Raw genomic sequence first — 24,861 nt, 5'->3', positions numbered from 1 at the left:
TCGGGCTCACCCGCCGGCGGTCGTCGTGGGCGCCGTGGGCGCGCGCCACGCCGCGGCGACCTCCTCGGCGATGGCGCGCACGGTCAGGGGTGCCGAGCCCTCGGCCTTGTTGTTCACGAGCGTGAAGCTCTCGATGCGCAGCGCCGCGGCCTCGCAGAGGATCCGCGCGACCTCCGCGCGCATCTCGGGATCCGGCTCGACCACCCGGTTGAACGGGTGGAACCGGCGCTTCTCCGCCTCGTAGCGGCGACCGGGCTTGAGCGAGAGCCGGACGACCGCGAACGGGGCGTTCGAGACGGGCACCACCTCGGCCTGGGCGCCGGGAGACGGCATGTTGCGCCAGTAGCTGTAGGCGTGGGCGACGCCGTGCGCGCCAAGGATCTCCCGGTACTCGCCGGTGAAATAGGCGCGCTCCCTGAGCTCGACCGCGCAGGAGAGCTCGCGCGGCAGCGCGCCGAGGAACGCGTCGAGCCGCTCGAAGAACGCGCGCGGCGGGAGCCGGTGCGGCGGGCCGACCGGGGGAAGCTCGAGCAGCACCGGCCCCGCGTGCGCCCGGAACACCGTGAGCAGCGGCGCGGCGACGCGCGAGAGGAAGAGCGGCACCGAGAGGAAATCCGGGTTCGGCTCGAGGCGAGCGGGGCCCGCGCTGCGCCCCTCGTCCTCGTTCGGCGGGGTCTGCGATCGCTCGAGCGTCTGGGACACGACGGCGTGCAGCGCCTTCGATACGCAGCGGAAGCCCTCCGGCAGCTGCGCTGCGTAACGGCGGAAGTCGCTGTCGGGGACGGGGGCGTAGAAGCTGCGGTCGATTCCGACCGTCGTGAGCAGCGGGTGCCGGGCGTACTCGGCGAGGCCATCGCGCGCGAGCTCCTCCGTGCTCTGCCGCGCGGCGTAGACGAGGCCCTGCCAGCCGGGGAAGCTCCACGAGCTCGTGCCGAGGTGGAGCCCCGGCGGCAGCCGCGCCGCCAGGCGGGCGGCGTCGTCGTAGACCGCCACCATCGCGTCGCGCTCGCGCGCCGCCTCGGCAGCGGCGGGCTCCGGCGCTGGACCGAACAGCGAGAGCTGCGATGGGTCGGGGCCACGGCGCCCAGGGGAGCGGCTCACCCGGTCGAGTCTACTGCTTCCGGCGCCCTCCGCGACACCGGCCACGCGGCCGGGGACGGCCGCCGCGCTGGCCATGCGCTTCCGCGGGGAGCATCCGGCCGGCCGTGCGGTACAAGCACGTGACGTGCTGCGCCGCTTCGCCCTCGTCGTGCGCGTCCTGGTCTCGACGGCCGGGAAGGACGCCTTCGCGCGCGCCATGCCGCTTTACATGGGCATGGGCCTCGTCGCGGCGGTCGTGTTCGGCGGCAACGGGATGCACCCCTCGCAGCTCACGGGCATCGCGGGTGAGTCGCCCCTGTTCCGGGTCGCGCTCTGGGGGGCGTGGTTGCTCGTCGGGACGCCGGCGGCGCGCGCGCTGCTCCGCGCTCCGGCGACGTTCTTTCTCCGCGCGCTGCCGGTCCCGCGCCGGGAGCTGCTCTCGGCTCACGCGCTGCTCCTCGCCGTCGCGGAGCTCCCGTGGGTGGCGCTCTGGACGGTCGGCGCCGGCGCGCTCGCCGGATGCGCCGCCGGCGCCGCGGCGCTCGCGGCGCGCTGCATGCTCCTCGCCCGTCCGCGCGGCGCGCGCGAGCTCTCGGCCCTCGCGCTGCTCGCGGGCGCCATCGCGCTCGGGGCCCCGGCGTCGGTGCTGCTCGCGTGCGCCGCGCCCACGCTGGCCGTCGGGCTGCGCGCGGCCGTCGCCCGCGCGCCAGAGATCCCCGCCGGCCGCGAGCGCTCGATGATCCCACCGGCGGCGCCCGCGCTCGTCGCGCTCGCGCTCGTCTACCTGGCGGCGCTCGTCCGTGGCCACCGCGCGGTGCTCGTGCGGGGCCTCGCGCTCGCGGCGATCGGCGCGCTCGCCGCGGCGGCCTGGGCGCGGAACAGCGGGCGGCTCGGCGGCGGGCCGCTCGCCGCGGCGTCGCTCGTCGCGCTCGCGCCGGTCGCGCTCTGCGCGGGCGCTGGCCTCGCTGGTCCGGTCCTGCGCGAGGAGCGGCGGCTCGCGTGGCTCCTCGACGCGTGCGGCGCGGCGGCCGGGCTCCGCGCGGGCGCCGTCGCCGCGGCGGTGGCCGCGCCGCTGGTGGCGCTCGCGCTCGGGCACGGCGCGGTGGTCGGCGCGCTCACCGGCGCGGCCCCCTCGGTGACGTTGCGCCTGGTCGGCGGCGCGGGGCTCGCGGGGCCGCTCCTCGCCGCGATCGCGCTCGGCTGCGTCCGGTGGTCCGCGCGGCAGGACGGCCGCGACAGCAGCCGGGTGCTGCTCTCGGTGCTCGCGGCGATCGTGGCGTCGACCGCGGCCGCGTGGACGCTGGGCGATCTCGCGCTCGCGGCCTTCGCTCCGGCGGCCGCGCTGCTCGCGGGGCCCGCCGGGGCGCGCTGGCTCTCGCCGGGTCGCGGGCGCGGCGCGGCGGCAGGAGTGGGGAGGGCGCTGTGACGCTGGAGGCGACGGGGATCCACAAGCGGCTCTCGGGCAGGGACGTGCTCTCGGGCGTCGAGCTCCGCTGCGGACCTTCGGAGGTGGCGGTCGTGATGGGCGAGAACGGCGCGGGCAAATCGACCTTGCTGCGGGTCGTCGTCGGGTTGCTGGAGCCCGATCGCGGCGCCGTGACGCTCTCGGGGGAGGCCGTCCACGGCGCCGCGGCCTCGGCGCGGCGCCGGCTCGGCTACGCGCCCGACGCGACCGATGCGCTGCCCGATCTCCAGGTCGCGGAGCTCTGCGCCCTCGTGCGCGCGCTCAAGCAGGCGCCGCCGCTCGACGGCGCGTGGCGCGCGTGGATCGAGCGGCTCGGCGCGGCCGCCTTCTACCGACAGCGGCTCTCCGGGCTGTCGTTCGGTCAGCGCAAGCGCGCGCTCCTTCTCGCGGCGCTGGTGGGCGATCCTTGGCTGCTCGTGATCGACGAGCCGACCAACGGGCTGGACGCCGAGGGGGCGCGCACGGTGCTGGAGCTCATCGAGCAGCGCCGCGCGGAGGGGAAGGCGACGCTCCTCACGACGAACGACGCGGCCTTCGCGGCGGCGATCGGGGGGCACGTGCGCCGGCTGAACGGAGGGCGGCTCGGCGCGGAGTAGGCGGCGCCTCGGCCCGTGAGGCGCCACGCCTCCGGACGCCGCCTACCGGCCGGGCTGCCCCTCGTCGCGGCCCGGAGGGTGCGGCAGCAGCCGCAGCACCCGCGTCTCGCGCTGCTCGCGACCTTCGAGATCGAGCGACGTGGGGACCTGGTACCGCGCGAGCTCCTCGACCGCCTCCGAGGGGCAATAGGCGCGCCCGGGATCGCCGACGATCACCGCGGTGGCGCGCGCGGCCTTCTGGCGCAGCCACGGGAGCACGCGGTCGACCATCGCGCGCTCGTAGCAGACGTCGCCCGCCACGATGACGTCCCACGCGGCCGTCGCGGCGCTCGCCGTGAGATCCTCGGTGATCACGTCGACGGTGACGCCGTTCAGGGCCGCGTTCAGCCGGAGCGCCGCCGCGGCGAACGGATCGATGTCGGCGGCGCTCACGCGCGCGGCGCCGGCGAGCACCGCGGCGATCGCGACGACGCCGCCGCCGGAGGCGAGGTCGAGGACGCGCTTGCCCGAGACCGTCGCGGGATGATCGAGGAGGTACCGCGCGAGCGCCTGCCCGCCCGCCCACGCGAACGCCCAGTACGGCGGCGGCACGCCCGCGCGCGCGAGCGCCGCCTCGGTCGCGTGCCAGAGCGGCGTGACCTCGGTCGCCAGGTGGAGCTTGACCTCGGGGACGAACGGCGGGCAGGCGACGGCCGTCTCGCGCGCGACGAACGCCGCGGCGCGCTCGGGGGCGGAGGCGGCGTCCCCGTCGGCGTCGGGCTGCGGCGCGGGCGCGAGCCCCCTCGTCACGGCCATCGTCACCGCTTCGCGACGCGCGCCTCCGCGGCGCGCAGCGTCGTCTCGAGCAGCGAGGCGATCGTCATGGGGCCGACGCCGCCGGGCACCGGCGTGATCCAGGCGGCCCGCTCCCTGACGGCGTCGAAATCGACGTCGCCCACCAGCTTGCCCGCGTCGTCGCGGTTCATGCCGACGTCGATCACCGTGGCCCCTTCCTTGATCCAGTCGCCGCCGATGAGCTTCGCCTTGCCCGCCGCCGCCACGAGGACGTCGGCCTCGCGGCAGAGCGCCTTCAGATCGCGCGTGCGCGTGTGGGCGATCGCGACCGTCGCGTTCCGCGCGAGCAGCAGCTGCGCCATCGGCCTGCCGACGAGGTTGCTCCGCCCCACCACCACCGCGCGGGCGCCGGCGAGCTCGACGCTCGCCTCCGCGAGCAGGCGCATGCAGCCGACCGGCGTGCACGGCGCGATGCCGCCCGGGCGGCCCATCGCGAGCAGCCCTGCGTTCACCGGGTGGAGGCCGTCGACGTCCTTCGCGGGATCGATGGCGTCGAGCACGGCGTGCGCGCGGACGTGCGCCGGCAGCGGCAGCTGGACGAGGATCCCGTCGACGGTGTCGTCCGCGTCGAGCTCCGCGATGCACGCGAGCAGCTCGACCTCGGTCGTCGCGGCCGGGAGCGCGCGGAGCCGTCCTCGAATGCCGACCTCGTTCGACATCCGCTCCTTGCTCCGCGTGTGCGTCACGCTGGCCGGGTCCTCACCGACGAGCACCACCTCGAGGCCGGGGGGCCGACCGTGGGCGGCCACGAAGCGCGCCACCCCCTCCCGCACCTCGTCGCGGACCTTCTGCGCGATCGCCTTGCCGTCCAGGATCTTCGCCGCCATGGCCGCGGAGCTTAGTCCAGCCGCGGCCGTCGCGGGGGGGCTGCCCGCAGCGGCCCGGGGAACGATCGTGAGGATGGCCGTCGCACCGCCTCACGCCACGCGATCTTCCGGTTGACCCGTACGTCCAGCGTCTCTAGCCATGATCTGTGGACGCGCTGCACACCGATCTCTACCAGCTGACCATGGCGGCGGGCTATTTCCACCGCGGCATGGCCTCGCGCGTCGCGACGTGCGAGCTCTTCGTTCGCCGCCTGCCCCGGCACCGGCGCTTCCTTGTCGCGATGGGCCTCGAGCGGGTCGTGCGCTACCTCGAGGAGCTCCGCTTCACCGAGGAGCAGATCGCCTACCTGAGCGCGCTGCCCGCCCTCGCGGACGCGATGACGCCGGCGTTCTGCGGCTACCTGCGGGACTTCCGCTTCCACGGCGACGTCTGGGCCATCCCCGAGGGGACCGCGTTCTTCGCGAACGAGCCGGTCCTGCGCGTCACGGCGCCGCTCATCGAGGCGCAGCTCATCGAGACGTTCGCCCTGTCCGCCATCAACCACGCCACCGCGATCGCGTCGAAGGCCGCGCGTGTCGTCCTGGCCGCCGGCGACGCGGGGGTCATCGAGTTCGGCAGCCGCAGGGCGCACCCGGAGGCGGCGATCGACGCTGCGCGGGCCGCGTACGCGGTCGGCTGTGTCGGCACCTCCAACGTCGAGGCCGGGATGCGCTTCGGCATCCCGGTGCTCGGGACGGCCGCGCACATGTGGACCATGGCTCACCCGACGGAGCAGGCCGCGTTCGAGGCCTACGTCGCCGTCTTCCCGAGCGCGGCGATCCTGCTCGTCGACACCTACGACACGCTCGTCGGCGCGGCGCGCGCCGCGGCGATCGCGCGCGACAAGCTGAAGGGGGTCAGGCTCGACTCCGGCGACCTCGCCGCGCTCAGCGTCGCCGTGCGGAGGATCCTCGACGACGCAGGCTGCGCGTCGGCGAAGATCGTCGCCTCGGGCGATCTGAACGAGCACCGCATCGCCGAGCTCCGGCGCGCCGGGGCGCCCATCGACCTCTACGGCGTCGGGACGGATCTCGTGACGTCGATCGACGCCCCGGCGCTGGGCGGCGTCTACAAGCTCGTGGAGATCGGCGACGTCGAGCGGGGCGCGGGCGGAGAGCGCACGCCCATCGCGAAGTTCTCGGAAGGGAAGGCGACCCTGCCCGGCGCGCACCAGGTGCACCGCTTCCGCGATCGAGCGGGGAAGCTCGCCCGCGACGTGATCGCGCTCGAGGGCGAGCCGATGAGCCCCGACGCCGAGCCGCTGCTCGCGCCCGTGATGGCGCGCGGCGCCCGGGTCGCGCCGCCCGAGGGGCTCGACGCCGTCCGGCTGCGCGCGCGCGCGCAGCTCGCCGGGCTCCCGGACGCGCTCCTCTCCATCGACGACGAGCCCGAGCAGGGTGCGCCCTTCGCGGCCGACGTGTCGCCGCGGCTCGGCGCGCTCGTGGAGGCGGTGCGCGCCCGCGTCGTCTCTGGCGCAGGACAGCGGTAGCGAGCGAGACCCCTGGCGAGCGCGGCCGCGAGAGGCCGCGCGCCCCCCACGACAGGAGACGACGACATGGCGAGCGGTAAATGGCCCCGACAATCTTCGCCCCCGAGGGTGTTCGTCGACGTCGACGTCCAGCGGGACTTCTGTGACGAGACCGGCGCGCTGTACGTGAAGGGCTCGCCGAACGCGCTGTTTCGGCGGCTCACCGAGCACGCCGTCGCGCACGGGATCCCCATCGTCGGCTCGGTCGACTCGCACGCGTGGGACGCGTGGGAGTTCGCGTCGAACGACACGCCGGCCCCCGAGGGCGGCAAGCCGGGCTTCCCCGACCACTGCGTGAAGGGGACGCCGGGCTGGCTGAAGGTCGAGGGGACGCTGCCGCCGCGCTACCGCTTCCTCCCCAACGTGGAGCGCGCGCCGATCGACGCGGCGGTGCGCGAGCTCGCGGCGCGCAGGAGCCACGCCGTCTACTTCGAGAAGGAGGTCTACAGCCTCTTCGCGAACCCGCTCGCCGAGGCGTTCCTGCGCGAGCTCGCCGCGGCGCTCGGCGACGCGCCGGAGCTCGTGGTCTACGGCGTGGCGACCGACTACTGCGTCCGCGCCGCCGCCCTCGGCCTCGCCCAGCGCGGCTATAGCACGGTGCTCCTGACCGACGCCGTCGCCGGCATCACCGAGGCCGGGGTCGCCGCCGCGCTCGCCGAGATGCAGGCCGCCGGCGTCACGCTCACGACGTCGTCAGCGCTTCTCTCCTAGGTAGGCGCCAGCGGATCGCGCGGCGAGCCCGCGCGGGCTCCCGCCCCGATCGCGTCAGCGGCCTTCCGGCGAGCCTGTCGTGTCCGGGATGCTCGGCTCGCCCTGGGCGCGCAGGGACCCGCAGAGGTCCACGAGCGGCTGCGGCTTGTCGAAGTGCCACCCCTGCGCGTAGTGGATGCCCATCGACGTGAGCAGCTCGGCGATCTCCTGGTTCTCCACCTGCTCGGCGACGGTCTTGATGCCGAGCGTGTCGCCGATGCGGTGCACCGACTCCACGATCGCGCGGTGGAGCGAGTTGTCCTTCAGATCGCGCACGAACATGCCGTCGATCTTGACGTAGTCGACCGGCAGGCTCTCCAGGTAGCCGTACGACGCGTGCCCGCTGCCGAAGTCGTCGATCGCGAACCGGCACCCCATGGCGCCGAGCTCCTGCATGAACCACAGCACCTCGCCGAGGTTGGCGAGCGCCGCCGTCTCGGTGATCTCGAAGCAGATCTTGCTCGGCGGCACCTGCGCCCGGTGCAGCTGCTCGACGATGAAGTCGAGCAGGCCCTCGCGCAGCAGCGACACGCCCGACAGGTTGATCGAGCACGTGTCGAGGCGCCTCAGCGCGTGCTGCGGCAGCGCGCCGATGAGCCGGAACGCCTGGCGCGCGACGTAGCGATCGATCACGTGGATCAGGCCGCTCTGCTCCGCCGCCTGGATGATGCCGACCGGCGAGTAGAACCGGCCGTCCTCGCCGAGCTGCCGCACGAGCACCTCGAAGTGCGCGCCGCGGGGCGTGTGCGCCGCGCCCGGCTTGATGAGCGGGTGGATGCCCTGCGAGTAGAGCCGGAGCCGCCCCTCGGCGAGGTGGCGCTGCAGGCTCGCGACCCACTGCATCGAGCGCCGGCTCGTCGTCATCTGCTGGTCGTCGAGGTAGACCTGCAGCCTCCCGCGCCCGTTCTCCTTCGCGATGCGGCACGCGTGATCGGCGGCGCCGAGCACGTCGACGGCCCGCTCGAAGTGCGGGGTCAGCACCACGAGCCCGATGCTCGCGCCGATCGAGAACGTCTTCTCCGCCCACCCGAACCGGAACTCGAGCAGGCAGATCTGCAGGTCGCGCGCGATCCGCTCCGCTTCCCGCTCATTCTTGTCCGCGAGCAAGAGGACGAACTCGTCGCCGCCGATCCGCCCGGCCGCGTCCTTCGGGCCGACGATCTCGTGCACGCGCGTCGCGACCCACTGGAGCAGATCGTCACCCGCCTCGTGCCCGCACGTGGCGTTCACGAGCCGGAAGCGATCCAGGTCGATGTAGCAGAGCGCGTACGGCGTGTTGTTCGCCCTGCAGTCGTTCAGCGCCTCCTCGATGCGATCGATGATCGCGTACCGATCGAGGAGCCGCGTCAGCGCGTCGTAGCGGGGCTTGGCCGGGTGGATCGGCAACGGCCCCGGCGCGCCGAGCTCGCGGAAGAGGACGAGCTGCCCGGGGGCGGGCGGCGGCGGCCTCGAGTCGCGCTGGCTCTCGCGCGTGGGTCGCCCCGCGAGCGTGCCGATCGTGTGGACGACGGGGATGACCGAGCCGTCGCGGCGCTCGAGCAGCGCGGTGTACCGCGCGGACGTCGGTCGACTCGCCGTGGCCGCCTCGGGCGCGGCGAGCGGCGCGCCCGGCGTGCGCAGCGCGCCCTCGTCGATGATCACCGGCGCGAGCGGCGCCACCGGCTCGCGCCGCGGCGTGAGCGCGGGCGGCGCAGCGGCCTTCGCCGGCGCGCCCTCGTCGAACAGCTCGGTCATCTCTCCGACGTCGATGTCCGGATCTCCGCTCGTCGTCCCCGCCGCCGGGATCAGCCGGAGCACGCGATCGAGCAGCGCGCCGCGCGCCTCGACGATCGACCAGCCGGTCAGCCGCTCCGCTGCACCGTTGACGCGCACCACGCGCTGCTCGGCGTCGACTTCGATCACGCCGACGTCGAGCTCGGACAGCCACGCGGCGACTTGCTTGTCCGGCGAGCCGCGGTGCGCGTCCGAGCGATCGAACGCGGCGTGCAGGCTCGACTCCGGCCGGTCATCGATCTTTGCCACCACCCCGTTATGGTAGTTGCATTCCCGGAGAAGCGGACTTCTTAAGCGCCGACGGCGAGGAAACTCGACGGTCGCAGACCCCCCTTGGAGGTAGGCTCGGGTCGTGGTGGTCACGAGGCGAGCAGGCGCTCCGGGCAGACGTGGGCGCCGGCGCAGGTCGCACCCTTCTTCCGGCGCCGGCCGCGCTCGACCGCAGGTGCGACAGAGGCAGGTGTTAACGCAATGCGTTGTGATGCTGGGTCGAGATCAGGCAGCGGAGAGGCGTGCTGGTCGCTCCAGGTAGGGGGTTGAGGCGGCCATGGGGATCGTCCTGTTCGGGCTCACCGGCGGCCTGGGCTCCGGCAAGAGCACGGTGGCGGCTCATTTTCGCGCGCGGGGGCTTCCGGTCATCGACGCCGACGCGCTCGCCCGCGAGGTGGTGGCGAAGGGAACCGAGGGGCTCGACGCGGTGGTGCGCGCCCTGGGCCCGGAGGTGGTCTCGCCGGACGGCTCGCTCGATCGCGCGCGCGTCGCTGCGGTGGTGTTCGCCGATCCGGACAAGCGCCGCCAGCTGAACGCGATCGTGCACCCGCGCATCACGGCGCTCACGCTGGAGCGCGCCGCCGAGCTCCAGGCGCAGGGCGAGCCGCTGGCCTGCTACGAGGCGGCGCTCCTCGTCGAGAACGGGGTCGCCGATGCGTTCCGCCCGCTCGTCGTGGTCGCTGTGCCCGAGGCGGTCCAGATCGCCCGCGCGATGGCGCGGGACGGCGCGGCCGAACACCACGTGCGCGCCCGGCTCGCCGCGCAGCTCCCGCTCGCCAGCAAGGTCGCGGTGGCCGACTACGTCATCGAGAACTCCGGCGATCGCGCCGCGACCGAGCGGCAAGCCGACGAGGTGCTCGCCTCGATCCGGGCGAAGCTCGGCGTTGGCCCCAGCGCCGCGCGGAAGGGGTCGGGCCAGGATCCCTGACGCGGCCTCCGCTGGACCACTGACTTGATGCGCAGTGCCCGGCGTGGAAACCTCGTGACCGGCCGATGACGTCGTTCAAGTCGAAGCTCGCGCGGCTCGGACCGCTCCCGGCGGAGCGCCGCGGCGCTCCGCCGCTCGCCCCCGCGCAGGCGTCGCTCGATCGCGGTCCCGCCGTGGACGGCGTCGGCCCCTCCGAAGCTCCTCCCGCACCGGCGGCCGCGGCGCCTGCTCCGACCGACGCGGCGCCGGCCGCGGCGTCTGCATCGCCCTCGACGGGCGTCGCTCGACCGTCGCTCGACGATCTGCGCGAGCGCATCTCCCGCATCGTCGCCCGGGGCGCGCCGCCGACCCCCAGGGCCGATCCCGCGCGCGGCGAGCTCCCCTTCCATGTCGAGCAGACGCCGGGGGGGCCGCTCTATGCGAGCCGCACCCGCTCGCTCGCGGCGGCCCGCGTCGGCCGCGCGCCGCTCGTCGCCGCGCGCGACGCCGACCCGGCCATGCTCGCGCTCCTCTCGCTCGATCCGGGGCTCGCCGGCTGCGACGTGCGGCGGGCGCTGTTCCTCGATACGGAGACCACGGGCCTCGCGGGCGGCACGGGCACCGTGCCGTTCCTGATCGGCCTCGCCTGGTTCGACCCCGGGGCGGACAGCGCGGGGCCGCTCGGCGAGCCTTCGTCCGACGGCTTCGTCATGGAGCAGCTCCTCCTGCGCCGCCTCGGCGAGGAGGAGCCCATCCTGCGCCGCCTCGCCGAGCGCCTCGCCGGCGCCTCGATGATCGTCACGTACAACGGCAAGGCGTTCGACATGCCGCTCCTGCGCACGCGCTACGTGATGAACCGCCTGCCGCCGCCGCCGGAGCTGCCGCACCTCGATCTCGTCCACGTCGCGCGCCGCATCCACAAGGCCCGCCTGAAGAGCCGTACCCTTATCGCCCTCGAGCACGACGTGCTCGGTCGGGTGCGCGTCGGGGACGTGCCCGGCGGCGAGATCGTCGCGTGCTACGCCCACTTCCTGCGCACCGGCGACGAGGAGGCGCTGATCGGGGTCGTCGAGCACAACGCCGCCGACGTCCTCGCGATGGTCGCGCTGGTCGGCCTCTACGGCGAGCCGCTCGGCAGCCTCGCCGCCGGCGATCTCGCCGGGGCGGCCGCGACGCTGCGGCGGGCGGGCGCGCTCGAGCGCGCGGCCGAGCTCGCGGACGCGGCCGTCGAGCGCGGCGGCGGCGCGGTCGCGTGGCGGGCGCGCGGCGACATCGCGAAGGCGCGCGGGGACAAGGCGCGGGCGCTCGCGGACTACGAGGCCCTCGCGGCCGAGATCGACGATCCCTCGGTGCGCCTCGAGCTCGCGAAGCTCTACGAGCACCACGTGCGCTCCTTCGCCCGCGCCCTCGAACTGGCCGACCAGGGCACCGCGGAGCCCGAACCTGCGCAGGCCCGCCGCCGGGCCCGCCTGCAGCGCAAGGTCGATCGCAGCGCCGCGGCGCTCGCGCTGCCGTTCGGGCAATCCGTTGGCGCTGGCGCTGGCGCGGTCGACGGCGCTCCTGCGCGCCCGTGCTCCGAGCCAGCGGCGCCGCGGCGCCGCGGCGCGAGGGGGAGGGAGGAGTGAGCGGGCATGCACTGCCTCCACCACGTCCTCACGCCCCCGCGTCGTTCGGGCGTCCAGGCGAGCCGATCGAGAAATCCATCGGTCTGGCTTCTCGCCAGCGCGCGCGTGGGCTAGGGTGGGGGCGATGATTACCGTCGGCTGCGCCGGTTTTCCCGTCCCAGCGACGCGCTATTTCCGCGAGTTCATGTTCGTGGAGGTGCAGGAGACCCATGTGTCCCTCCCGGGACCTGGAACGATCCGGCGCTGGCGGCGCGAAGCTCCAGGCGGCTTTCGCTTCGCCCTCCTCGGTCCGCGCGAGATCGGGCAGGAGGGTTTTCGGGACGGCAAGGTGATCGAGACGGCGCTCAAGAGCATCGAGGCGGTCGCGGATGAGCTCGAGGCGAAGCTCGCCGTCTTCGTCGGCCCCCCGGAGTTCACGCCGACGCGCGCGAACAAGGCCATCCTGCGCGAATTCCTCGTCAACGTGAAGAAGCGCTTCGAGCGCGTCGTCTTCGAGCCTCCGCCCGGGTGGGATCCGGACGAGTGCGACGAGCTCACCCAGGAGGTCGGCGCGCTCGCCGCGCGCGATCCGCTGAACGCGGGGCTCTCGCGGCTGAAGGTGGCCTACTACCGCCTGCACGGTCCCGCGGGGCACAAGTCGCGCTACGAGGATCCGGCGATCGAGCGGCTCGCCGAGATCGCGCGCGGCGCGAAGCACGACGACGCGACGTACGTGTTCACGAACGTCGACATGTTCGCCGACGCGAAGCGCTTCAAAAAGGCGATGAAGCTCTGAGCGACGGTCGCCCGCTTCGGATACGGACCCATCTCGACGTTTTCTGTGCTCAGCGTACGTGAGTACGCTTCCGCGCAGAAAACGCCGATCTGGGCCCGTCTCCTGTGCGGGCGACCGCCGCTCTTTGGGTGCTCCAGCGTCAACCGCGCTGCGCGCGCGCGGCGTCGGCGTGTGCCACGCGAATGCGCTGGCAGCTCAGCCTTCGGCGCGCCCGAGCCGCCAGCGCTTCGGCCGCGTGAACAGCGCCATGGCGGCGCTCGCGGCGGCGGCGACGTACCACGGGATGTCCTTCACGGTCCCGTAGACGGTCTTCGCGCGCATGAAACGGGCCTCGCCGAGGAGCGACTGCTCCTTGAACGTGTCGCTGTGCGTGACGACCCGCCCGACCGGGTCGACGATCGCGGAGACGCCGCTGTTCGTCGCGCGCACGAGGTAGCGGCGGTGCTCGATCGAGCGCATCTTCGCGAGCGCGAGGTGGATCCAGGGCTCCGTCGAGTCGCCGAACCAGGCGTCGTTCGTGAGGTTGACGAGGAGGTCGGGGTCGCCCTGGGCGACCAGCTTGTTCACGAAGTGCGGCAGGATGTCCTCGTAGCAGATCATCGTCGCGAGCCTGTGGCCGTCCCACTCGAGCGGAGCGAGCGACGTGCCGGAGCTGAAGCGGCCCGAGTTCGGCGACAGCTTGTAGAGGTACGGGAACATCTCGCCGAACGGGAGGTACTCGCCGAACGCGAGCAGGTATTGCTTGTCGTATCGACCGAGGATCTCGCCGTCCTTGCCGGCCATGAGCGCCGTGTTGAAGCTCACGCCGCGCTCGTTCCGGTCAGCCGGTAGCCGGTGGATGACCGTGCCGACCACCGTGGGGACGCCGAGGCGGCTCGTGAGCGACCGCTGGACCTCGCGCTGGTAGGCCGACTCCCGGAACGCTTGCGGCACGCCCGCCTCGCTCCACACGACGAGCTCCGCGCCCTGCTGCGCGAGCTCCCGGGTCCGGCTCACGTGGATCTTGAGCGCGTTGCGCCGGTCGAAGAGCGCGAGGTTCGGCTGGACGATCCCGATCTTGATCGGCTCGGCCGCGGCGGCGGCCGCGTCCACGGCGCGGATCCGGAGGACGCCATACACGGCGGCGAGGGCGGGGGCGGCGATCCCCACCGCGACGACCGCGCGGTTCAGCTGGCGACCGCGTCGCGGCTGGCCGGCGTCGCGGCCGGCTTCGCCCGGCGCGAGGCTCGCGCGATCCAGCCGGAGCATCACGAGCTCGGCGATCGCGAGGTTCGCGGCGACCAGCACCAGGCCGACGAGGTAGGGGCCGCCGAGCTCCGCGACCTGGCCCATCACCGGCGCGTTGTGGACCGAGGCGCCGTAGTACCAGGGGAAGAGGAGCGGAAAGACGAGCTCGCTCGTCACGAACGCGAGCGCGAAGGCCACCGGGCCTGGCCATCCGCGCGCCTCGGCCCGCCCGTAGAGCCAGCCGCACAGGGCGATCCTCCCGGCCTGGTAGCCGCAGAGGATGGCCATGAAGAGCGCGCAGAGGATCGTGGGGAATCCGCTGAACACCCGCAGCATCTCGAGCAGCCAGTAGAAGCCGGTCATCGTCATGACGAAGCCGGCGATCCAGCCGAGCAGCGCCGCGCGCCTGGGCGTCTGTCCGCGCAGCGCGACGATCAGCGGGACGAGGCCGAAGAACGAGATCGGCCAGAGATCCATCCCAGGAAACCCGAGGAAGTAGAAGAGCCCGCTGAGGGCCGCGAGCGCACAGGCGAGGCGCGCGGGCAGCGCGCGCGCTGCTCTTCCCGCGCTCGCCGGGGAATCTCCCGCGCTGCGCGGCGCGTCCGGCAGCGGGAGGCTGGCGGTCTCTCCACCCCCGGCGTCTGCGACGGCAGCCTCGCTCTCTTGCTGATGCGCGGTCGTCATCGGGAGCGCCCGAGGAAGGGAAGGCAGCGCGCCGTCGTGACGGCGTCGCGGTGGAACCTGGAAGGGCCGAGCATGGCGGCCCCCGTATTGAAGGGACGCTGTCGCTCCGTCAACCCGCTCGGCGCGAGCCAGGCAACCCGCTCGGCGCGAGCCAGGCAACCCGCTCGGCGCGAGCCAGGCAACCCGCTCGGCGCGAGCCAGGCAACCCGCTCGGCGCGAGCCAGGCAACCCGCTCGGCGCGAGCCAGGCAACCCGCTCGGCGCGAGCCAGGCAACCCGCACCGCAAACGAGCGCTCCGAGCGGACGACCCCGGCGCAGGACGCGCCCGCGCAGCCTGGCCGGGCGGTGGAAGTTCGCGCAGAACGTGCCTGAACCCCCACGATCGCGACTACTATGCGCCCGCAGAGCCCATGTCGAAGATCCTTCACATCGAGGACGATCCCGCGAACCGCCTGCTCGTCCGCAAGCTGCTCCAGAACGCGGGCTACGAGGTCCTAGAGGCCGCCGACGGGCTCGAAGGGGTACGTCTCGCCTGTACGCAGCACCCCGACCTCGTCCTCGTCGACCTGAACATCCCCGGCCTCGATGGATTCGAGGTCACCCTGCGCCTGCGCGGCGAGGCGTCGCTCGCCGGCGTCCCCATCGTGGCGATCACCGCGGAGGGCGACCGGGACACGAGCCTCGCCGTCGGCTGCGACGGCTTCCTCCAGAAGCCGATCGACGCGCGCTCCTTCCCGTCGATCATCGCCCGCTACCTCAGCGGCGCGCGCGAGGAGCTCCCCGCGTCCCAGGGGCCGCTCCGGCTGCGCGAGCAGAGCCAGCGCATCGTCGCCCACCTGGAGCAGAAGGTGGCCGAGCTCTCGCGCGCCAACGCCCGGCTCCGCGAGCTCGACGCCGCGCGCACCGAGTTCTACCGCAACATCTCCCACGAGCTCGCGACCCCGATGACCCCGATCGTCGGGTACGTGAAGCTGCTCGCCGACGAGGAGCTCGGCCCGCTCAACAAGGCGCAGAAGAAGGCGCTCCTCGCGATGGAGGACTGCGTGCGCAGGCTCCGCTCGCTCATCGACAACCTCCTCGACGTCACCGGCATCGAGACGGGTCGGATGCGCTTCATGCACTCCGAGTACGATTTCCTCGACACCACCCGGCGCGCCCTCGCCCAGGTCGCCGACCGCTTCGCCGAGGGGAAGGTCCAGCTCGTCGAGGATCTGCCGCGCGGCCCGCTCCCCGCGTGGGGCGACGCAGGCCGCCTGCAGCGGGCGATGATCCAGCTGTTCGAGAACGCGGCGAAGTTCACGCCGGCCGGCGGCACCGCGGGCGTGCGGGTCACCGTGCTCCAGTCGGGGCACTACGAGCTCTGCGTCGCCGACAGCGGGCCCGGGGTCAAGGCGGACCGCCAGTCGCGCATCTTCGAGCCGTTCTATCAGGTCGACGGCTCGGCCACGCGCGCCTACGGCGGCGTCGGCGTCGGGCTCGCGATCGCGCGGCGCACCGCCCGGGGGCTCGGCGGCGACGTGCGCGTCGCGTCTCCCGGCAACGAGATCATCGAGGGGGAGACGCTGACCGGGGCCGCGTTCTACCTGACGGTCGCCCGGCGAGCGCCCTTCCAGGACGACGGCAGCTCCCCCGGACGGCTCGGCCCGCCCTCGTCGCCTCCCACCGATCCCTCGTCCATCTGATGCACCCGGCCGCTCGCGCCATCTACCTCGACTGGAACGCCACGACGCCGCCGCACCCCGAGGTCCTGGCCGCGATGCAGTCCGCGGCGGAGGTGGCCTGGGCCAACCCCGCGAGCGTCCACGGACCCGGGCGTCGGGCGCGCGCGTTCATCGAGCAGGCGCGGGAGGCGGTCGCCCGGCTGACGGGCTTCGACGCGCGCGACGTGATCCTCACCTCGGGCGGCACCGAGGCCAACAACCTCGCGCTCTGCCACGCGTTCGACGAGCGATCCGGGGCGCTCGTCGTCTCGCGGATCGAGCACCCGTCGGTGACCCGCGCCGCCGAGGCGCTCGCCGGCCGCGGCGTGCACGTCGCGTGGATCGATCCCGAGCCGTCCGGCCGGGTCGCGCCGGAGGCGATCGCTGCCGCCGTGGATCGAGCGGCGGCCGTCGCGCCCGTGCGGCTCGTGAGCCTCCAGGCGGTGAACCACGAGACGGGGGTCGTCCAGCCGATCGCCGAGGCGGCGGCGATCGTCCACGCCCGCGGCGCGCGCCTCCATGTGGACGCCGTCCAGGCGGTGGGACGCCTCCCGCCGGAGGCGTGGGCCGGGGCGGATCTCGCGTCGATCGCGGCCCACAAGATCCGCGGGCCGAAGGGGATCGGCGCCCTCGCGGTCCGGCCGGGCATCCGCCTCCGGCCCGTCCTGCTCGGAGGCGCCCAGGAGCGCGGGTTGCGGCCCGGGACGCAGGACCCGCTCGCCGCGGCCGGCTTCGCCGTGGCCGCCCGGCGCGCGATCGGAGGTCCTGCCCGCTACGCAGCGCTCGCCCCGCTCCGCGATCGCCTCGAGGCCGAGCTCGTCGAGATCGGGCGCGCGGCCGGCGCCGCGCCGATCCGCAACGGAGACGGCGACCGCGCCCCCCACATCACGAACCTCTCCTGGCCCGGCTGGCGCGGCGACGAGCTCTGCGCCGCGCTCGACCTGGAGGGCGTCGCCGTGTCCAGCGGATCGGCCTGCAGCGCCGGGACCGCCGAGCCTTCCCCGGTCCTCACGGCGATGCTCGGGCCAGAGCGCGCGGCGTCCGCCGTGCGCTTCTCGATCGGCGAGGACACGGCCGAGGCCGACCTCATCGAGGCCACGCGCCGCGTGGCCCGCGTGCTCTCCCGCCTGCGATCGCTTCGAGCCGGAAGCTGAGCCGATCCCGTCGCTTACCGGGAACCCGTCGATTCTTGAACCATCCCTCGAGCCATTCGGGATTAGCGCGCAGAGAAGGGTGAGTCCACAGGGGTATCTCTTCGCAGTGATTGAGCTTTTTGAGGGGGCTGTGGATTCTTTAGGTCGATCCATTGAATGGATCGAATCGGTCATCTCGCTGTGAGCCTGTTCAGCGTTCGGCGAGGTGCTCGACTTCGCTTCAGGTTCTGATTGTATCCATTCGAATTTATTGTCAATTTTGTTGATGTAAGGAGTCGGCCTGCGGCGCTGCCCGGCGATCTCGCGGCGCGCGATAACGCCGGCTCCGGACGCATCGATCGAGGGCCGTCCAGGCCAGCTCTCGGATGAGCTCGCGCTCGACGTGCGGTGGTGCTGCCAGGCCACGTCGCGGCGCGCGAGCGCGCCGGTGACCGGACCAGCGAGGCGCGCCGCGAGAGGCCGAGCGCGCTGTCCGGCTACGTGCTCGATGCGCGGCGCTGCCGGACGACTTCGTAGAGCGCGATCGCCCCTGCGACCGAGGCGTTCAGCGAAGAGATGGGGCCGGTCATGGGGAGCCGGGCGACGTGCTGGCAGGCGCGGCGGACCGAGCGGCGTGTGCCCTTGTCCTCGGCGCCGATGACGATCGCGACAGGGCCGGTCAGGGGCAGCTCGCCGAGCTCCACCGGACCCTGGGCGTCGAGCGCTATCGCGGCGACGCCTCGGGCGGCGAGCGCCTCGAGGGCGTCTGGCAAGGAGGGGACGCGGCACAGCCTCGCGTGCTCGATCGCGCCCGCGGACGCACGGAAGGTCGCCGGGGTGAGCGGCGCCGAGCTGTGCTCGGGCCACAGGATGGCCCGGGCGCCCAGGGCGACGGCGCTGCGGATCACCGCGCCGAAGTTCTGCGGGTCCATGACGCCGTCGAGCGCCACCGTGATCGTGCCGGCGCCGGGCTGGCCCTCCTCGACGACCGGGATCTCGTCGACACCGACGATCTGGAGCTCGGGCGCCGAGGCCACGGCCCCCTGGTGACGCCCGCCGGCGCTGCGGCGATCGAGCTCGTTGCGAGGCGCGCGCTCGGTCGGGATGCCCTGGCCCTCCGCGAGGCGCGCGAGCGCGTCGAGCTTCGGGCCGCCGTCGCGCTGGACAAGGACCCACCCGACGCGCGCGCCGTGCGCGCGGATCGCCTCACGAACCGGCTGGAGACCGTAGACGAGGCGGCTCACGGGCGCGGAGGGTGGAGCGTGTGCGCGATCTCCTGGACGATCGAGCGCGCCGTGGCGAGCGGATCGGCCGCGTCGCGGATCGGCCGGCCGACCACGAGGAGATCTGCGCCGGCCGAGATCGCGGCCGAGGGCGTGGCGATGCGCCTCTGATCATCGCCTTGTGCGCTGCCTTCGCCTGCACCGAGGCGGATGCCGGGCGTCACGATGAGCTCGCCCCGCCCGAGCGCCTCCCGCAGCACGGGCACCTCGTGCGGCGAGGCGACGAACCCGTGGACGCCCGCGCCGCGCGCGAGCTGCGCCAGCCGGACCACGTGCTCGGACGCGCTCCCTTGCACGCCCTGCGCGGCGAGATCGCCGTCGTCGAGCGACGTGAGCACGGTGACGGCGAGCAGGATCATGTCCTGGGAGCGCGCCGCCTCGCTGGCCGCGCGCCTCAGCATCTCGGCGCCGCCTGCCGCGTGCACCGTCAGGTACCGGACCCCGAGCGCGGCGGCGCCCGCCACCGCCCGCGCCACCGTCTCGGGGATGTCGTGCAGCTTCAGATCGAGGAAGACGTCGAGCCCGAGCGAATTGCCGATCTCGACCGCCTTCGGTCCCTCGCGGACGAACAGCTCCAGACCGACCTTGAGCACGCCGATCGAGGGGGCGATGCGGGTCGCCGCCGCCCTGGCGTCGTCGAGGTTCGCGTAGTCGAGCGGGAAGACGAGCCTGCGGCGCGCCTCGTCGAGCGAGCCGCTGCCGAGGCTCGTTCTCTGCCTGACGGAGCTGAAGTTGGCCATTCAGGGACCCTGTTCCGCGTCAGAGGCAGCTGCAGAGCGGATCGCCAGGGGCACAGTTGCAGGGCGCCTTGGCGCCGCCGCCGCTCGCCGGCGCGCCGCCCGCGGCCGGGCGTCCGCCGCCGCCGCGGCGCAGCTGCTCCTGCTTCTGCTGCTCGGCCTCGAGCTGCTTCTGCAGGGCGAGGCGCGTCGCCTCGTCCTTGGCGGTCGCGAGCTGATCGCGCAGCCCGGCCATCTTGCCCTCGGACTCCTTGAACTGCGCCTCGAGGCGCTTGTTCGCCTCCTCGAGCTCGCGGGCCCTCGCGGCCTCGGCCTGGATGCGCGCCTCGTTCTTCTGCGCCGAGTCGACGGCGACGACCGTGACGATGCCGATCACCAGCACGCTGGCGATTGCGCCGCCGATGAGGAGCTTGCGCAGCTTCTTCTTCCCTTCGTCCTGCTGCAGCGCCGCGAGCGAGCGCTCGTGGTGCTGCTGCGCGGCCATCGCCTCGAGCCGCGCCTTCTGCTCGGCCTCGACGCGCGCCTTCTCGATCTCGGCCTGCCGGATCGCCTCGAGCCGCGCCGCCTCCTCGCGGGACCGGCGCTCCTCGTTGCGACGGCGCTCCTCCTCGGTGCGGATGCGCTGCTCCTCGGCATCGCGCGCGGCGCGCTCCGCCTCGACGCGCGCCTTCTCGGCGGCGGCGGCGGCGGCGGCCTTCTGGGCCTCTTCGCTCTTGATGCGATCCTCCTCGAGGTTCATCAGCTCCTTGAGCGAGAACAGGACCGAGCTTTCCTTCTGTTCCGACATGACCTCGTGGCTCCTTCGATCGAGCGCGTGCGGTTTGGCTACCAAGGGGCGGTGCGGGGACCTGCAGGTCGCCCTCGGAGGGCCACCGAGCAGGACGATTCTGACCCGCAGAGCGGCTTTGACGCAATTATTCGCGAACGCCACGACCCTCGTGATGTCGAGGCGCCGCGGAGTCGCCAGCCAGAGTATCGCCGTGGTGCACCGCAGGTACCAGCGGAAATCGTTGCGCTCCGTCCCTTCCACCTCACCTCCACGTGTTCACCTCGGTCACCTCGGCCACCTCGGCCACGTCGGCCACCTCGTTTACCTCGCGTGCCCTCCGTTCTCCTTGGTTCGCCTCCGTTCCCCCCGGTCGTCACCGCGCGCCTGCGCCGCCGGACGAACTGGTCCGTCGCCGAGGGCGCCCAGGGCATCACGGAAGAAGGTGCCGCCCGAGGGCGGGCTCCTTCGCTCACCACGGCCCCGTTGGATTCTCGGTGGCTCTCCGGTAGCGTCGCGCGCCCATGGCGAAACTCATCAAGGCGCACATCACCGGTACGGTCTGGAAGATCGAGGTCAAGCCGGGCGACGAGGTCGAAGAGGGGACCGTCGTCGTCATCCTCGAGTCCATGAAGATGGAGATGCCCGTCGAGGCTGAGGAAGCGGGGACGGTCGAGGAGATCCTCGTCACCGAGGGGGCCGCCGTCACGGAAGGCGCCCCGCTGGTCAGGCTGACCTGATCGACCGTCAGGGCCGGCGGGGACCCGACGGCCCACGGACGTACATCGCGCTCACGCCCGGATCATCGGCCCGGCGCGCGGGGCGCGGTCGTGCGCCCTCGCAGGACGCGCGCGGCGCCGCTCACTCGCGCCAGAAGAACTTCCAGGGGTTGTGCTTCAGGTCGCGTGCGAGCTCCTGCAGGTCGTCGAACAGCTGCTCATCCATCACGAGCGCGCCGACCGTCCCCTTGCCGCGCTTCACGTGGGCGAGGACCGCCTGGGCGTCGGCGGTCGCAGCCCTCGCCCTGCCCGCGATCTCGGCGATGTCGTCGAGCGTCTTCCTGATCTTGACCTGCTCGGTCTCGCCGCCGACGGTCGTCGAGAGGCGGCGCGCGTTCGCCAGCGTCTCGCGCGCGTCCGCCATGAGCGGCGGCAGATCGCGCGCGGCCGTCCCGGTCAGTTGATCGGTGTTGGCGAGGATGCGGTCGATCTGCGGGTTGTTCACGTACCGCTGCCGGGCGTCCTTCACGAGATCGGTGCCGTCGACGCTCATCTGCTCGACGTTCTCGGCGATGCGATCGAGCCGATCCTGGTTTCGGTGCATGAAGTCGCCGGTGCCCTTCAGCGTCTTCCGGAGCCCGTCGAACGCCTCCCCGACCTCCTCGCGGTGCTCGCGCATCGCCGAGACCGTCGCGTGCAGGAGCTCGTAGCCCTCGGCGAGCAGCATGTCGAGGCGCGGCGGATCGAGCCCCCGGACGACGGCGTTCGGCGGGATCACCGGCCTGTCGGTCGAGCCGGGCTCGATCGCGAGGAACTGCTCGCCGAGCACGCCCTGCGTGGTGACGTAGAACGTGGCGTTGTCGTGGATGCTCTGCTGGTAGCGTTCCTCGAGGCGCACCTGGATGCGCACGAGCGGCTCGCGCTTGCCGTCCTTGCCGAGCTTGCCGCCGCTGAAGTGGATCGCGCTCAGCTTGCCGACCTCCACGCCGGCGATCTTCACCGGCGCCCCGGTCTGTAGGCCGCCCGGGTTGTCGAACTCGACGTAGATCGAGTACTTCGGCTGGAAGTTGACCCCGCCCATCACGAGGATGAACGTGGCGAGGAGCCCGAGCGCCGTCAGGATGAGGATCCCGACCTTGACCTCGATCGATCGCGGGCTTGCCATGAGTTCGTTATCTTCTCCGATCTGGCGGCGGCCGGGTGAGGGAAATAGGCCAGGATCCACCTGCCGCAGCGCGATATTCCAGCGGGCGGCGTGACGCTTCGCGCAGCCATTGCTTTGACGCAACCGCGCTTCTCGCTTCTTCTCTCGCCTCTTCTCTCGCTTCTTCTCTCACGTCTTCCCGGAATTGCCAGGTCCCGATGATTTCGTTCCGAAATGTCCGAAAATCCTTTGGCCCCAAAGATGTCCTCAAGGATGTCTCGTTCGACGTCGAGGACGGCGAGGTGTTCTTCATCATCGGGCAGTCGGGGGTCGGGAAGAGCGTGCTCATCAAGCACCTCGTGGGGTTGCTCTATCCGGACGGCGGGGAGATCTGGCTGGACGGAGAGGAGGTGAGCCGCTTCGACGAGGCCCGGATGTACCCGGTGAGGATGAAGTGCGCGATGGTGTTCCAGCACTCGACGCTGTTCGACTCGATGACGTGCGCCGAGAACGTCGCGCTCCCGCTCCGCAAGCACAAGGGGCTCAGGCCGAAGGAGGCGCTCGCGGAGGCGCGGCGGCGGCTCGAGCAGGTGCATATGCGCGAGTTCGGGGACCGCTTCCCGCCGGAGCTCGGCGACGGGATGCGCAAGCGCGTCGCCATCGCCCGCGCGCTCACGCTCGACCCGCGCTACGTGCTCTTCGACGAGCCGACCACGAGCCTCGATCCGGTGAGCGCGCGGCGCGTCGACAAGCTGATCCGCGAGCTCAGCGACACGCTCGGCGTGACGAGCATCGTCGTGAGCCACGATCTCGTGAGCATCTTCACGATCGCCGACCGCATCGTCATGCTCTATCAAGGTCTGGTGCGCCTGCTCGGGGATCGCGCGGCGTTCCAGGGCTCGCCGGATCCGGTCGTGCAGCAGTTCATCACCGGCAGCGCCGAGGGGCCGATCGAGTGAGGCGCCGGCGCGGCGCGGCGGGGCCGCCCGCCTAGCGGAAGATCAGGAAAGCGGCCGCCGAGATCAGCATGTTGAGCACGATGACCGCGAGCGAGGAGTTCACGACCGCGCGCGTCGTCGCCCAGCCAACGCCCTCGCTGCCGCCGAAGGTCGACAGCCCGGAGTGGCCCGAGACCACCGGGATCGCGGCGCCGTAGGCCACGCACTTCGCGAGGCCGGTCGCGAGATCACCCGCGTCGACGAGGCTGACGTTCATGAACGTCTCGGGGCTCACGTCGAACATGCTGTACGCGGTGACCATGCCGGTGGTGAAGGAGACCGCGGCGCTCCAGACGATGAGGCACGTGGTCATGAGGAGGCTCGCGATGAACCGCGGCTTGATGAGGTAGTCGATCGGATCGGCCGCGCACATGCGGAGCGCGTCGACCTGCTCGGTCACCACCATCGAGCCGATCTCGGCGGCGATGCCCGCTCCGACCCGCGTGGCGAGCATCAGCGCGGCGATCGACGCGGCGAGATCGCGGACGAGCAGCTCGAGGTACGTCGCCCCGAGCATGGTCAGATCCGGGATGACCCGCTTCGCCTGCTGGCCGGCCTGGAAGACCATGATCATCCCGATGAAGCCCATCACGACCGTCAGGAAGAACAGCGATTTGTTGCCGATCTCGTACATCTGCTGGAGCACCGCGCCCGGCTCGCGGCGCCCCTTCGCGCAGTAGTAAAGCGTCCTCACAAATACCGAGTAGAGCTCGCGCGCCGACTGGAAGAGGGACAGCGCGGCGGCGCCGATCGCGGCGACGCCGGACGCCTCCGGCGCGACATCCCTGAGCTCGCTCGAGGGCGGGCCGGCGCTCGGGCGATCGGAGGAGCTCTTGTCCGGGGAGGGCATGCGCGGCGCCGCCGATCAGTCGAGCGTGAAGGAGACGAAGTAGTCGAGGATGAAGATGCCGGCGGCCGAGGCGACGACGGTCGCGTTGACGGCGCGGCCGACGCCGGGCGCGCCGCCGGTCACGCCGAGGCCGTACTGGCAGCTCGAGAGCGCGAGCACGACGCCGAAGACGACGCTCTTGACGAGGCCGCTCATGACGTCGCCGATGTCGAGGAGCCCGCTCGTGAGGCCGTTGTAGAAGACGGCCGGGGCGACGCCGAGGAGGAGGTCGCCGGTCAGCGCGGCGCCGAGCAGGGCGAGCGCGTCGGCGAAGATGACCGAGAGGAGCAGCGTCAGCACCATCGCGAGGAAGCGCGGGGCGATGAGGAAGCTCACCGGGTCGATCGCGAGGACGCGGAGGGCGTCGATCTGCTCGGTGACGACCATCGTGCCGAGCTCGGCGGTGTTGTTGGCGCCGACGCGGCCGTTGATCATGAGCGCCGTGAGCAGCGGGGCGATCTCGCGGAGCGTGCCGAAGCCGGCGCCCCAGCCGAGCAGGCCGTGCGCGCCGAAGCGCTCGACCAGCGGCGCCGCCTGGATGACCATGATCGCGCCGGTGAAGAGGGCGGTCACGACGACGATGGGCATCGACTTGACGCCCATCCTGTAGAGGTTGCGCATGAACTCGGCGCCGTCGACGCGGAGCGTGGCCACGCGCGCCGCGATCTTGCCCGCGAGCACGGCCATGCCGCCCACCGTGGCGGCGATCTGGAGGAACGAGCCGCCGAGCTGGTGAACGCCGGAGGGCTCCTGCGGGATCGGCGCCCGCGGCCGCTTCACGGGGGGCGCGGGCGGCGCGCCGGACGAGGCGAGCGCGCCGCCGCCGTGAGCGCGCGCGGCGGTGCCTGGGCCAGCAGGAGACGTCATGGGAGACGGGAGCTTAGCCCAAGGCTCCCGGGGAGCGCGGCGCGATCTGGCGTCCCCAGAGGCCGACGCCCGAGAGGTCGAGACCGCTACCCAAGCAGGAGATCGTCCTCTACCTGAAATGTGCCCGCCTCACTTCGAGGCAGCCTCGTGCGGTGGCAAACGCGCGCTCCTGCGCGCAATGCCGGCGCGCCTCCCGCCGGAGGAGCGCGCCGGCCCGGAGGCGGGCTGTCGGCGACGATGTCCG

The 24,861-nt window shown here is 72.8% G+C and carries 22 protein-coding genes; 11 read left to right on the top strand and 11 right to left on the bottom strand.

Features of this window, described 5'->3' with window-relative positions:
* Positions 1-6 precede the first annotated feature (6 nt).
* A complete protein-coding gene (locus WME95_RS21000) occupies positions 7-1,101 on the bottom strand; it encodes a DUF72 domain-containing protein (RefSeq protein ID WP_437910213.1) in 1,095 nt (364 codons plus the stop codon).
* Positions 1,102-1,225: 124 nt separating this feature from the next.
* On the opposite strand from WME95_RS21000, the gene WME95_RS20995 reads away from it, so the two are divergent.
* Positions 1,226-2,506: a hypothetical protein gene (locus WME95_RS20995; RefSeq protein ID WP_437910211.1), complete on the top strand. Its 1,281-nt coding sequence runs from the start codon at positions 1,226-1,228 to the stop codon at positions 2,504-2,506.
* Positions 2,503-3,141 carry an ATP-binding cassette domain-containing protein gene (locus tag WME95_RS20990; protein WP_437910209.1) on the top strand — a complete coding sequence of 213 codons (639 nt, stop codon included), beginning with the start codon at positions 2,503-2,505 and terminating at the stop codon, positions 3,139-3,141. The genes WME95_RS20995 and WME95_RS20990 overlap by 4 nt, the downstream gene beginning before the upstream one ends.
* A 42-nt stretch (positions 3,142-3,183) precedes the next feature.
* Here the strand turns inward: WME95_RS20990 and WME95_RS20985 are convergent, their stop codons facing one another.
* Positions 3,184-3,936 (bottom strand): class I SAM-dependent methyltransferase, encoded by a 753-nt coding sequence (locus WME95_RS20985; RefSeq protein WP_437910207.1) that lies wholly within the window; start codon positions 3,934-3,936, stop codon positions 3,184-3,186.
* Between the two features lie 2 nt (positions 3,937-3,938).
* The gene (folD, locus tag WME95_RS20980) at positions 3,939-4,802 is read right to left on the bottom strand and encodes a bifunctional methylenetetrahydrofolate dehydrogenase/methenyltetrahydrofolate cyclohydrolase FolD (protein WP_437910205.1); all 864 of its coding nucleotides are present in this window, start codon (positions 4,800-4,802) and stop codon (positions 3,939-3,941) included.
* A 146-nt stretch (positions 4,803-4,948) separates the two neighbouring features.
* Between folD and WME95_RS20975 the strand changes: the two genes are divergently transcribed.
* Together WME95_RS20975 and WME95_RS20970 are read left to right on the top strand one after the other, a co-directional pair.
* Positions 4,949-6,331 carry a nicotinate phosphoribosyltransferase gene (locus tag WME95_RS20975; RefSeq protein WP_437910203.1) on the top strand — a complete coding sequence of 461 codons (1,383 nt, stop codon included), beginning with the start codon at positions 4,949-4,951 and terminating at the stop codon, positions 6,329-6,331.
* 66 nt (positions 6,332-6,397) lie between these two features.
* Positions 6,398-7,081, top strand: coding sequence for a cysteine hydrolase family protein (locus WME95_RS20970; RefSeq protein WP_437910201.1), 684 nt, complete (start codon positions 6,398-6,400; stop codon positions 7,079-7,081).
* Positions 7,082-7,135: 54 nt separating this feature from the next.
* On the opposite strand, the gene WME95_RS20965 is transcribed toward WME95_RS20970, so the two are convergent.
* Positions 7,136-9,142: an EAL domain-containing protein gene (locus WME95_RS20965; RefSeq protein WP_437910199.1), complete on the bottom strand. Its 2,007-nt coding sequence runs from the start codon at positions 9,140-9,142 to the stop codon at positions 7,136-7,138.
* A 298-nt stretch (positions 9,143-9,440) separates the two neighbouring features.
* On the opposite strand from WME95_RS20965, the gene coaE reads away from it, so the two are divergent.
* From coaE to WME95_RS20950, 3 genes are all read left to right on the top strand, one after another.
* Positions 9,441-10,091: a dephospho-CoA kinase gene (coaE, locus tag WME95_RS20960; RefSeq protein WP_437555441.1), complete on the top strand. Its 651-nt coding sequence runs from the start codon at positions 9,441-9,443 to the stop codon at positions 10,089-10,091.
* Between the two features lie 65 nt (positions 10,092-10,156).
* Complete coding sequence (locus WME95_RS20955; RefSeq protein WP_437910197.1) at positions 10,157-11,695, top strand: ribonuclease H-like domain-containing protein; 1,539 nt, start codon at positions 10,157-10,159, stop codon at positions 11,693-11,695.
* A 124-nt stretch (positions 11,696-11,819) separates the two neighbouring features.
* A complete protein-coding gene (locus tag WME95_RS20950) occupies positions 11,820-12,470 on the top strand; it encodes a DUF72 domain-containing protein (protein WP_437554090.1) in 651 nt (216 codons plus the stop codon).
* A 195-nt stretch (positions 12,471-12,665) separates the two neighbouring features.
* Here the strand turns inward: WME95_RS20950 and lnt are convergent, their stop codons facing one another.
* The gene (gene lnt / locus WME95_RS20945; protein WP_437910195.1) at positions 12,666-14,381 is read right to left on the bottom strand and encodes an apolipoprotein N-acyltransferase; all 1,716 of its coding nucleotides are present in this window, start codon (positions 14,379-14,381) and stop codon (positions 12,666-12,668) included.
* Between the two features lie 410 nt (positions 14,382-14,791).
* On the opposite strand from lnt, the gene WME95_RS20940 reads away from it, so the two are divergent.
* Both WME95_RS20940 and WME95_RS20935 read left to right on the top strand, forming a co-directional pair.
* Positions 14,792-16,063, top strand: coding sequence for a hybrid sensor histidine kinase/response regulator (locus tag WME95_RS20940; RefSeq protein WP_437554086.1), 1,272 nt, complete (start codon positions 14,792-14,794; stop codon positions 16,061-16,063).
* Entirely contained in the window at positions 16,063-17,235 is a 1,173-nt protein-coding gene (locus tag WME95_RS20935) for a cysteine desulfurase family protein (RefSeq protein WP_437910192.1), read from the top strand. Before WME95_RS20940 ends, WME95_RS20935 begins: the two co-directional genes overlap by 1 nt.
* A gap of 476 nt (positions 17,236-17,711) precedes the next feature.
* Here the strand turns inward: WME95_RS20935 and rlmB are convergent, their stop codons facing one another.
* Genes rlmB through WME95_RS20920 form a run of 3 tightly spaced genes read right to left on the bottom strand, consistent with a single transcriptional unit; the run spans position 17,712 to position 20,021 of the window.
* Positions 17,712-18,458 carry a 23S rRNA (guanosine(2251)-2'-O)-methyltransferase RlmB gene (gene rlmB, locus WME95_RS20930; protein WP_437910190.1) on the bottom strand — a complete coding sequence of 249 codons (747 nt, stop codon included), beginning with the start codon at positions 18,456-18,458 and terminating at the stop codon, positions 17,712-17,714.
* Positions 18,455-19,237 (bottom strand): orotidine-5'-phosphate decarboxylase, encoded by a 783-nt coding sequence (gene pyrF / locus WME95_RS20925; RefSeq protein ID WP_437910188.1) that lies wholly within the window; start codon positions 19,235-19,237, stop codon positions 18,455-18,457. The genes rlmB and pyrF overlap by 4 nt, the downstream gene beginning before the upstream one ends.
* Positions 19,238-19,256: 19 nt before the next feature.
* Complete coding sequence (locus tag WME95_RS20920; protein WP_437554078.1) at positions 19,257-20,021, bottom strand: hypothetical protein; 765 nt, start codon at positions 20,019-20,021, stop codon at positions 19,257-19,259.
* 503 nt (positions 20,022-20,524) lie between these two features.
* On the opposite strand from WME95_RS20920, the gene WME95_RS20915 reads away from it, so the two are divergent.
* Positions 20,525-20,740 (top strand): biotin/lipoyl-binding carrier protein, encoded by a 216-nt coding sequence (locus tag WME95_RS20915; protein WP_437554077.1) that lies wholly within the window; start codon positions 20,525-20,527, stop codon positions 20,738-20,740.
* 121 nt (positions 20,741-20,861) lie between these two features.
* On the opposite strand, the gene WME95_RS20910 is transcribed toward WME95_RS20915, so the two are convergent.
* Positions 20,862-21,884 (bottom strand): MlaD family protein, encoded by a 1,023-nt coding sequence (locus WME95_RS20910; protein ID WP_437910186.1) that lies wholly within the window; start codon positions 21,882-21,884, stop codon positions 20,862-20,864.
* Positions 21,885-22,081: 197 nt separating this feature from the next.
* Here WME95_RS20910 and WME95_RS20905 point away from each other — a divergent pair, with 197 nt between their 5' ends.
* Positions 22,082-22,822 (top strand): ABC transporter ATP-binding protein, encoded by a 741-nt coding sequence (locus WME95_RS20905; RefSeq protein WP_272099386.1) that lies wholly within the window; start codon positions 22,082-22,084, stop codon positions 22,820-22,822.
* 31 nt (positions 22,823-22,853) lie between these two features.
* On the opposite strand, the gene WME95_RS20900 is transcribed toward WME95_RS20905, so the two are convergent.
* The gene (locus WME95_RS20900) at positions 22,854-23,711 is read right to left on the bottom strand and encodes an MlaE family ABC transporter permease (protein WP_437554072.1); all 858 of its coding nucleotides are present in this window, start codon (positions 23,709-23,711) and stop codon (positions 22,854-22,856) included.
* A gap of 15 nt (positions 23,712-23,726) precedes the next feature.
* Positions 23,727-24,617 carry an MlaE family ABC transporter permease gene (locus tag WME95_RS20895; protein WP_437910183.1) on the bottom strand — a complete coding sequence of 297 codons (891 nt, stop codon included), beginning with the start codon at positions 24,615-24,617 and terminating at the stop codon, positions 23,727-23,729.
* Positions 24,618-24,861: the final 244 nt, after the last annotated feature.

Source organism: Sorangium sp. So ce327 (assembly GCF_051530205.1).
GTDB lineage: Bacteria > Myxococcota_A > Polyangia > Polyangiales > Polyangiaceae > Sorangium > Sorangium cellulosum_B.
This window is presented reverse-complemented; position numbering and strand designations above follow the sequence as displayed.

What these genes read in the sequence shown, in the direction of transcription:
- WME95_RS20915 (WP_437554077.1), top strand. Translation starts at nt 20,525, where the DNA reads ATGGCGAAACTCATCAAGGCGCACATCACCGGTACGGTCTGGAAGATC.
- WME95_RS20985 (WP_437910207.1), bottom strand. Translation starts at nt 3,936, where the DNA reads ATGGCCGTGACGAGGGGGCTCGCGCCCGCGCCGCAGCCCGACGCCGAC.
- folD (WP_437910205.1), bottom strand. Translation starts at nt 4,802, where the DNA reads ATGGCGGCGAAGATCCTGGACGGCAAGGCGATCGCGCAGAAGGTCCGC.
- coaE (WP_437555441.1), top strand. Translation starts at nt 9,441, where the DNA reads ATGGGGATCGTCCTGTTCGGGCTCACCGGCGGCCTGGGCTCCGGCAAG.
- WME95_RS20935 (WP_437910192.1), top strand. Translation starts at nt 16,063, where the DNA reads ATGCACCCGGCCGCTCGCGCCATCTACCTCGACTGGAACGCCACGACG.
- WME95_RS20910 (WP_437910186.1), bottom strand. Translation starts at nt 21,884, where the DNA reads ATGGCAAGCCCGCGATCGATCGAGGTCAAGGTCGGGATCCTCATCCTG.
- WME95_RS20920 (WP_437554078.1), bottom strand. Translation starts at nt 20,021, where the DNA reads ATGTCGGAACAGAAGGAAAGCTCGGTCCTGTTCTCGCTCAAGGAGCTG.
- WME95_RS20895 (WP_437910183.1), bottom strand. Translation starts at nt 24,617, where the DNA reads ATGACGTCTCCTGCTGGCCCAGGCACCGCCGCGCGCGCTCACGGCGGC.
- pyrF (WP_437910188.1), bottom strand. Translation starts at nt 19,237, where the DNA reads ATGGCCAACTTCAGCTCCGTCAGGCAGAGAACGAGCCTCGGCAGCGGC.
- lnt (WP_437910195.1), bottom strand. Translation starts at nt 14,381, where the DNA reads ATGACGACCGCGCATCAGCAAGAGAGCGAGGCTGCCGTCGCAGACGCC.
- WME95_RS20955 (WP_437910197.1), top strand. Translation starts at nt 10,157, where the DNA reads ATGACGTCGTTCAAGTCGAAGCTCGCGCGGCTCGGACCGCTCCCGGCG.
- WME95_RS20905 (WP_272099386.1), top strand. Translation starts at nt 22,082, where the DNA reads ATGATTTCGTTCCGAAATGTCCGAAAATCCTTTGGCCCCAAAGATGTC.
- WME95_RS20940 (WP_437554086.1), top strand. Translation starts at nt 14,792, where the DNA reads ATGTCGAAGATCCTTCACATCGAGGACGATCCCGCGAACCGCCTGCTC.
- WME95_RS20970 (WP_437910201.1), top strand. Translation starts at nt 6,398, where the DNA reads ATGGCGAGCGGTAAATGGCCCCGACAATCTTCGCCCCCGAGGGTGTTC.
- WME95_RS20900 (WP_437554072.1), bottom strand. Translation starts at nt 23,711, where the DNA reads ATGCCCTCCCCGGACAAGAGCTCCTCCGATCGCCCGAGCGCCGGCCCG.
- WME95_RS20950 (WP_437554090.1), top strand. Translation starts at nt 11,820, where the DNA reads ATGATTACCGTCGGCTGCGCCGGTTTTCCCGTCCCAGCGACGCGCTAT.